This is a genomic window from Candidatus Albibeggiatoa sp. nov. BB20, assembly GCA_016744725.1.
Classification (GTDB): domain Bacteria; phylum Pseudomonadota; class Gammaproteobacteria; order Beggiatoales; family Beggiatoaceae; genus Albibeggiatoa.
In genome coordinates this window covers 1-7,148 of sequence record JADGDW010000195.1, presented here as the reverse complement: position 1 = coordinate 7,148, position 7,148 = coordinate 1, and the positions used below count along the sequence as shown (strand labels likewise).

Annotated in this window: 7 protein-coding genes; 5 read left to right on the top strand and 2 right to left on the bottom strand. The window is 36.3% G+C overall.

The window, feature by feature from the left end; genetic code table 11:
- Window positions 1-1,016 (bottom strand): siroheme synthase CysG (cysG, locus tag ABXH34_RS16600; protein WP_353573001.1); only part of this gene is annotated, 1,016 nt, incomplete at its 3' end.
- A gap of 177 nt (window positions 1,017-1,193) precedes the next feature.
- Between cysG and ABXH34_RS16595 the strand changes: the two genes are divergently transcribed.
- Together ABXH34_RS16595 and dsrE2 are read left to right on the top strand one after the other, a co-directional pair.
- Window positions 1,194-1,424: a sulfurtransferase TusA family protein gene (locus ABXH34_RS16595; protein WP_353573000.1), complete on the top strand. Its 231-nt coding sequence runs from the start codon at window positions 1,194-1,196 to the stop codon at window positions 1,422-1,424.
- Window positions 1,425-1,451: 27 nt separating this feature from the next.
- Window positions 1,452-1,919, top strand: coding sequence for a sulfur carrier protein DsrE2 (gene dsrE2, locus ABXH34_RS16590; protein WP_353572999.1), 468 nt, complete (start codon window positions 1,452-1,454; stop codon window positions 1,917-1,919).
- Between the two features lie 66 nt (window positions 1,920-1,985).
- Here dsrE2 and ABXH34_RS16585 read toward each other — a convergent pair whose 3' ends face one another.
- Window positions 1,986-3,977: a DUF262 domain-containing protein gene (locus ABXH34_RS16585; protein ID WP_353572998.1), complete on the bottom strand. Its 1,992-nt coding sequence runs from the start codon at window positions 3,975-3,977 to the stop codon at window positions 1,986-1,988.
- 249 nt (window positions 3,978-4,226) lie between these two features.
- Between ABXH34_RS16585 and uvrD the strand changes: the two genes are divergently transcribed.
- From uvrD to ABXH34_RS16570, 3 genes are read left to right on the top strand one after another with little or no spacing between them, the layout of a single operon-like run.
- The gene (gene uvrD, locus ABXH34_RS16580; RefSeq protein ID WP_353572997.1) at window positions 4,227-6,347 is read left to right on the top strand and encodes a DNA helicase II; all 2,121 of its coding nucleotides are present in this window, start codon (window positions 4,227-4,229) and stop codon (window positions 6,345-6,347) included.
- A 31-nt stretch (window positions 6,348-6,378) separates the two neighbouring features.
- Complete coding sequence (locus ABXH34_RS16575) at window positions 6,379-6,804, top strand: HI0074 family nucleotidyltransferase substrate-binding subunit (RefSeq protein ID WP_353572996.1); 426 nt, start codon at window positions 6,379-6,381, stop codon at window positions 6,802-6,804.
- Window positions 6,794-7,099 (top strand): nucleotidyltransferase domain-containing protein, encoded by a 306-nt coding sequence (locus ABXH34_RS16570; RefSeq protein ID WP_353572995.1) that lies wholly within the window; start codon window positions 6,794-6,796, stop codon window positions 7,097-7,099. Before ABXH34_RS16575 ends, ABXH34_RS16570 begins: the two co-directional genes overlap by 11 nt.
- Window positions 7,100-7,148 lie beyond the last annotated feature (49 nt).

Genomic DNA, 7,148 nt, shown 5'->3' with positions numbered 1-7,148 from the left:
TAGGAAGACATGCCTAATGCTGCGGTAATCCCTGGTACAACTTGAAACGGTACACCTTCCGCCATCAGTGTCTCAATTTCTTCACCGCCACGCCCAAAGATAAAAGGGTCGCCGCCTTTTAAACGTAATACCCGTTTACCTTGTTTCGCCAAATCAGCTAATAATTGATTAATTTCTTCTTGTGGTACAGCATGATTACTGGTTTGTTTGCCCACATAAATCCGTTCTGCGTCACGTCGAACTAAATTTAATACTGCGGAGGAAATCAAACGATCATATAACACCACATCGGCTTGCTGCATCAAACGCAAAGCACGGAAGGTTAATAAATCCGGGTCTCCAGGTCCACCGCCAACAAGATACACTTCACCAAATTTCTGAGTTGCATCTTTATCCTTTAACAAGCGTTCAAGCTCTTCTTGAGCTGCTTGCGTATGGCCAGATAACAGCATTTCTGCAATAGAGCCTTGTAGCACATTTTCCCAAAAACCACGGCGTTGTTCGAAAGATAAGCTTTTCTTCACTTTATCCCTAAATTGAGCCATAAATTCAGCCAATCGCCCATAAGCAGAAGGAATCACACTTTCTAATTTTGCGCGTAGCATCCGTGCGAGCACAGGAGACGCGCCACCCGTAGAGACTGCAATTTGTACAGGATGACGATCAATAATTGATGGTACAATAAAACTACATAATTCAGGTTGGTCAACCACATTAACAGGGATATTATAAGCATGTGCCTGTTTGGAAATTTCGGCATTCACTTCTTTGTTATTTGTGGCTGCAATGATAAGACATCTTTGCTGTAAATCCTTTAATTCAAACTGACCTTGGCGATAGCTAAGCTTTTGTTGTTCAAGCCAAGTTTGCAAGTTTTCACTTAAGTCAGGGGCAACTACATGTACTTTTGCTTGTGCCTGTAATAGTAATTCAGCGCGTCGAGTTGCAGTCGTACCACCACCAACAACTAAACAATTTTTATCTCGAATATTGAGAAAAATAGGTAAAAAATCCATAATTGTTCAACGTTTTAGTTTATTGTTTTAGAGAAAGCAGTGTTTTTGTGCGTTGCATCATACACTTGCGTAATTTGTTAAATTAGTATATAAGAATAAAATGGTTTTCTAAAGTTATATTTAGTAGCCAATTTTCATATCTAAACCACTATTGTAGATTCATGAAAGGAGAATGTCATGGCTGATTTTGATCAAGAATTAGATGCTTCAGGCTTAAACTGCCCATTACCTATTTTGCGTGCTAAGAAAGCTTTGGGTCAGTTGGATGCGGGTCAAATTTTACGCATTATTGCGACTGATCCTGGTTCAGTGAAAGATTTTGAAGCTTTTGCTAAACAAACAGGTAATGAATTACTTGCTTCTGGTGAAGAAGGTGGTAAATACACGTTCTTAATCAAAAAGTCTTAACCTCAGTCCACTCTGGAGGAGCTCCCGATGGAACCAAAAAAACTTGCAATTATCGCTACTAAAGGCACGTTAGATTGGGCTTATCCGCCTTTTATTTTAGCGTCTACTGCTGCTGCATTAGGTTATGAAGTGCAAATTTTCTTTACGTTTTATGGTTTACAATTATTACGTAGAGATTTGAATTTAAAGGTAAGTTCTTTGGGCAACCCTGCAATGCCTATGCCTATGCCAGTTCCTGTTATGATGCAAGCATTACCTGGGATGCAGAGTTTCATGACTACCATGATGAAAAAGAAAATGAAATCAAAAGGTGTGGCGAGTCTTGAAGAATTGCGTGAATTATGTGTTGAAGCTGAAGTAAAAATGATTGCCTGCCAAATGACAGTCGATTTATTTGAGTTTGATACTAAAGACTTCGTGAGTGATGTTGAGTACGCAGGTGCGGCAGTATTTTTTGAATTTGCGGGTGATGCAGATATTTGTTTATATATCTAATTTCGCCATTTTAGTGGGTATGGTACTCAGCGTACTTTACCCACTAGGTTAAATTTGACTGTGAGGTTAATGTACTTCAATAATCCAATCTTGATTTTCCAACAATCCCGTAATATCTATCACTTTCCGACAAAAATCATAAATATCATTAGCAGATAAATTAGTCTCGATATAGGCATTATTGGATAATTGCCTTGAACTACGAAATCTGTTGTTTTCCCAGTCAACATAGTTAGGGAAATCTACAATAACTTGCTCGAAGGTTTGAACATCTACAATATCAATAATAGCCTCAAGTGTTAATTCCATTACATCTCGCCATGATGAAGGAGTATATTTTTTACCTTGGATTGTTAAATCTTGGGGTTTCATACCTGTTACATCTGAGATCACTGAACTTTGTTCATCACCAAAATAAGGCCATATTCTTAAAGCCGTATCTTTTAAAATCTCAGCTCTCCGCTGAATATCTTCTTCTTGCCAAAAGGCAATATGGATAAAATAGCGATTTAACTGGAGATTACTAGCTTCCAATATTTTCTTTTTAGCTTGGAATGGCTTCTGACCTAATTCGCCATTAGAAGCTGTCAGTGTTAAATTTCCTAAAGTATCACACCATTTTTGATGAATCTTTGAAGTATTATTTCCTAGATAATCTTTCCATTTGCTGGATAATGTTTGCGGCATAATATGCTCGATAGAAATATTTGAATTATCTAAACTCACAGGTTCCTTATTTTCAAAATATTCCAAACAACTCAAAATAAATTTGGTGCGGCGAATAGATTCAGCTCCCTTTTTGTAAATATTGATAGTCATAAAGTTCTTAGCGAATTCTGCATCATTTGGATATTGTCGAGGCAATAGTTCTGTTTTTATTCCTTGAACTAAATTTGGGTGGCGTTTGGCTTTGTCATAAAGGTGGGGAAATATACGATTAAGACCGTGTGTAGGTATATCGCAAATCAAACGTCTTACAAGGAAATTCTCAAGAATATCAACAATTTCTAAAAACTCATCCAGAGTAATTCGCTTTTCATCATAAGCATAATAAACATTTAATAAAAAAGGATAAGTTACAGTCACACTAAGTCGTTCAATACGAAAGAGTCTGTCATAGATGGCACTATTTTTTTCTTTTTTAGGATTCAGAAATTTAACGTAGTAAGTAGAAAATTGAGAAAGTTGTTTTAAATAATTTAACACTTCATCGGACGTTTTAAGACTATCAACATTTCCTTTAAGCGTGCGGTAGACATCTTTAAGCTTGACTACAACACTGTCTTTCATAAGAAAATGGCGAAAGAAATCACCAATACCAGTACCTAAGTTTGTTTGAATTGGATTCCAATACTCATTGTAGGCAGTATTTTGCTCAGATAAGCTTAACCGCATAAAAAAGTAATTTCGGACTAAATCTGCATCAGTTAAAGATGCGCCTGTTGCGTTTAAACTCTCAAAAATTCTATAAGGATCATCATCGGTTGATAATTCAATATAAACAAGTTTTAGCTTATTTATAATAACACGCTTCAAAAGTCGTAAATCTAGCTGGTTCTCTTTTTTTAATATTTTGTCGAAAAAGAAAAATGCCTCTGTAATTTGATTTTTGGCTGTATTATCCAAGTTATTGTGCATTATACTTTGGAAACTAGCACGATTTTTATTCAGTTGAGAAGGTAAAACTTTATAAGTAGATTCTATACTATCTTGAGAACCATTAAACAAATAATACAACTCAATTTCTTCTACTAGTTTATGAACATTCTCATTGCTCTTTGCCAAATTACGAATGACGGACAATAGAAGGAGAATTGTTGTCAACCGTTGCTGTCCATCAATTAAAAGGAATTTTTTAACACCGTCATCTGCTTCAATTGGTGTAACAACAAAAGCTCCAAAAAAATGAGATTCATTGTTATCATACGCTTCTCTAATATCACTCCACAGAGCTTCGCAATGTTCTTTTTTCCAAACATAAGCACGTTGAAATAAAGGAATAATGTACTGCCTTCTGCCTTCAATGATTGATGCAATATCTTTTTCTTCTACTTTCATTTTTATAATCTATTTTCCAACTTAAGAATTTAAAACATTAATATTATTTAACTTGTTTTGCAAGCGTAAATTTGTTTTTTTAATCTAAACAAGCTATTTCATTTCTTGGTTGTATATTTTAGGGTGTTTGTATGAAAGATATACTTTATCAAGACTTTATAATCTATTTTTAGTATACTGTTTTACTTAGTATCAAAATCCAACAAAATCCAATATTATCAAGCCTTTCACCTGTGCATAAGTAGAAAAATGGACGACCTCATTTCAGATATTTTAACCCCATTGAATAAACCACAGCGGGAAGCCGTGGCGGCGGAATTAAAACCAATATTGGTGATTGCAGGGGCGGGCACAGGTAAAACTCGAGTTTTGGTGCATCGAATTGCCTTTTTAATCGCGACCAATCAAAGCCGTCCGCATAATATTTTAGCAGTGACGTTTACCAATAAAGCCGCCCGAGAAATGCAGCAACGGATTCAAAGCCTAATCAAAGGCTCAATGCAAGGTCTTTGGGTCGGTACATTCCACGGCACAGCCCATCGTTTATTACGCACCCACTATCAAGAAGCCAATTTGCCGCAAAGTTTTCAAATCCTTGATAGTGATGACCAATTGCGAGTGATAAAACGGCTGGTACGTAGTATGAATCTTGATGAAAAGGTTTGGATTCCTAAAGAAATTCGGCACTTTATCAATCATCGAAAAGAACAAGGTTTGCGTGCGAAAGATATTATTGCCGAGGAGTATGAAATGTGGCTGAAACAAATGATTCAAGTTTATGTCGCTTATGAAGCCGATTGCCAGCGGATGGGCGTGGTGGATTTTGCAGAACTATTGCTGCGTAGTTATGAACTATTCCGAGACAATGAAAACTTATTATTTCAGTATCAACAACGGTTTCAACACATTTTAGTTGACGAATTTCAAGATACTAATACGATTCAATACGCATGGTTACAATTGCTCGCAGGTGTGAAATCATTGTTATTTGCAGTCGGTGACGATGACCAATCCATTTACGGTTGGCGTGGTGCGAAAATTGAACATATTCAAAAATTTGCGGATAATTATGCAAATACGCAAACCATTCGTTTAGAGCAAAATTATCGTTCAACAGGCATGGTATTGGCTGCAGCTAACGCATTGATTGATAATAATCCTGCACGTTTGGGCAAGAATTTATGGACAGATGGCAAAGCAGGCGAACCGATTTATATTTATACTGCTTATAACGAAGTCGATGAAGCTGATTTTGTTGCGACTCAGATTCAACAATCTCAAGGTCATTTAAAAGAAACCGCTATTTTATATCGTACTTCAGCACAGTCCCGAGTATTTGAAGGGACAATGATTAAGAAAGGCATACCCTATCGAATTTATGGCGGCTTACGATTTTATGAGCGTTCTGAAATTAAAGATGTTCTTGCTTATTTACGTTTGATTTTACACAAAAATGATGACAGTGCATTTGAACGAATTATCAACACACCCAAACGAGGCATTGGCGATAAAACGGTGGAAATGATGCGTGGATTTGCCCGTCAGCAAGGTATTTCCTTGTGGGAAGCGGCACATGAATTGATTAAACAAGATCAACTCAATAATCGTGCGACCAAGTCATTAACTGTATTTTTAGAGTTAATTTTAGATTTAGAACACACAATTCAAGAATTTAAATTAAATGAACAAGTTTTACATATTAATGAACACAGTGGCTTAATCGAAGGCTACAAAAAAGCCGCGAAAGAAGAAGCCCAACGCCGTATTGAAAATTTAGAAGAATTAGTCACCGCCGCCAAAGAGTTTGAAGCATCGGCCAAAGATGGTAATGATCCCTTATCCGCGTTTTTAGCCCAAGCAACATTGGAATCAGGTGATATGCAAGCCAGTGATTATGAAGATTGCGTGCAAATGATGACCTTGCATTTAGCCAAAGGTTTGGAATTCGAACAAGTATTTTTATGTGGTTTGGAAGAAGGCTTGTTTCCACATGAAAATGCGATTAAGGAAGACAATCTTGATGAAGAACGGCGTTTATGCTACGTCGGCATAACACGGGCAAAACAGGAATTGTATTTGTGTCATAGTGAAACTCGAATGACGCGCGGTTTACGTGATTTTACTCGGCCTTCACGTTTTATTCATGAAATTCCTGCCGAATTGACCCAAGAAATACGGATGAAATCGACGTTTAATCAGGTTGAAAGTCAGCATTTTGAAATGGGGAATCGGGTGAAACATCCTAGTTTTGGTTCAGGTATTGTGACTGAGGTTGAGGGAAGTGGTGATTTTGCACGGATTTTAGTGAATTTTGAAAAAGAAGGTGAAAAGTGGTTGATGGTGTCTCTTTCTGGCTTAGAGTTATGTTAGAAAATAATCACTAAATTATGGGCTTATAATAATGCACAATATAGAAACTGCATTTATTGAACGTTGTATTCTCACATTGCAAAAGGGTTTAGAACGTTTAAACACAACAAATGAACAAGAGCTTGAATATGATTTATATCGTTCAGCTTGTATTAAAGAATTTGAGATTATTTTAGAACAATCTGCAAATTTACTCAAAAAATGCCTGAAATTATATTTTCATAGCCCAAGAGCAGTAGACCGCTTGTATTTTAAAGATATTTTTCGACATGCAGCCAAACACGATATTATTAGCATGGAAGAGTCTGAAAGATGGTTAACATACCGTGATATGCGCAACTCAACCAGCCATGACTATGGAAAAGCATTTGCAACAACGACACTTAAAATATTACCTCAATTTATTATTGATGCTGAACATTTAGTGCAAGGAATACAAAAACACGATGCTTCTTAGAGAAAAAGACAGATTAGCTATTATTGCATTAGCTGAGGCTTCATTTTCTTCCTCACTTGAAATTTGGGCGTATGGTAGTCGGGTTAATGGTGATGCACACGAGAGCAGCGATTTAGATTTGGTCATACGTGGTGTAAACTTACAAGCAATTGATACAGAAGAATTTAGCCACTTTGTTGAAGCATTACGAGAATCGAATATTCCAATTTTGGTGCAAGTTTTTGATTGGTTTATGTTACCAGAAACATTTCATCGCAATATACTTAAAAAACATGAAATTCTATTTTCAAAATAAATACTCTGGTTCTATTGAATAAAATTAATTTAAACAGTTATATAGAGAG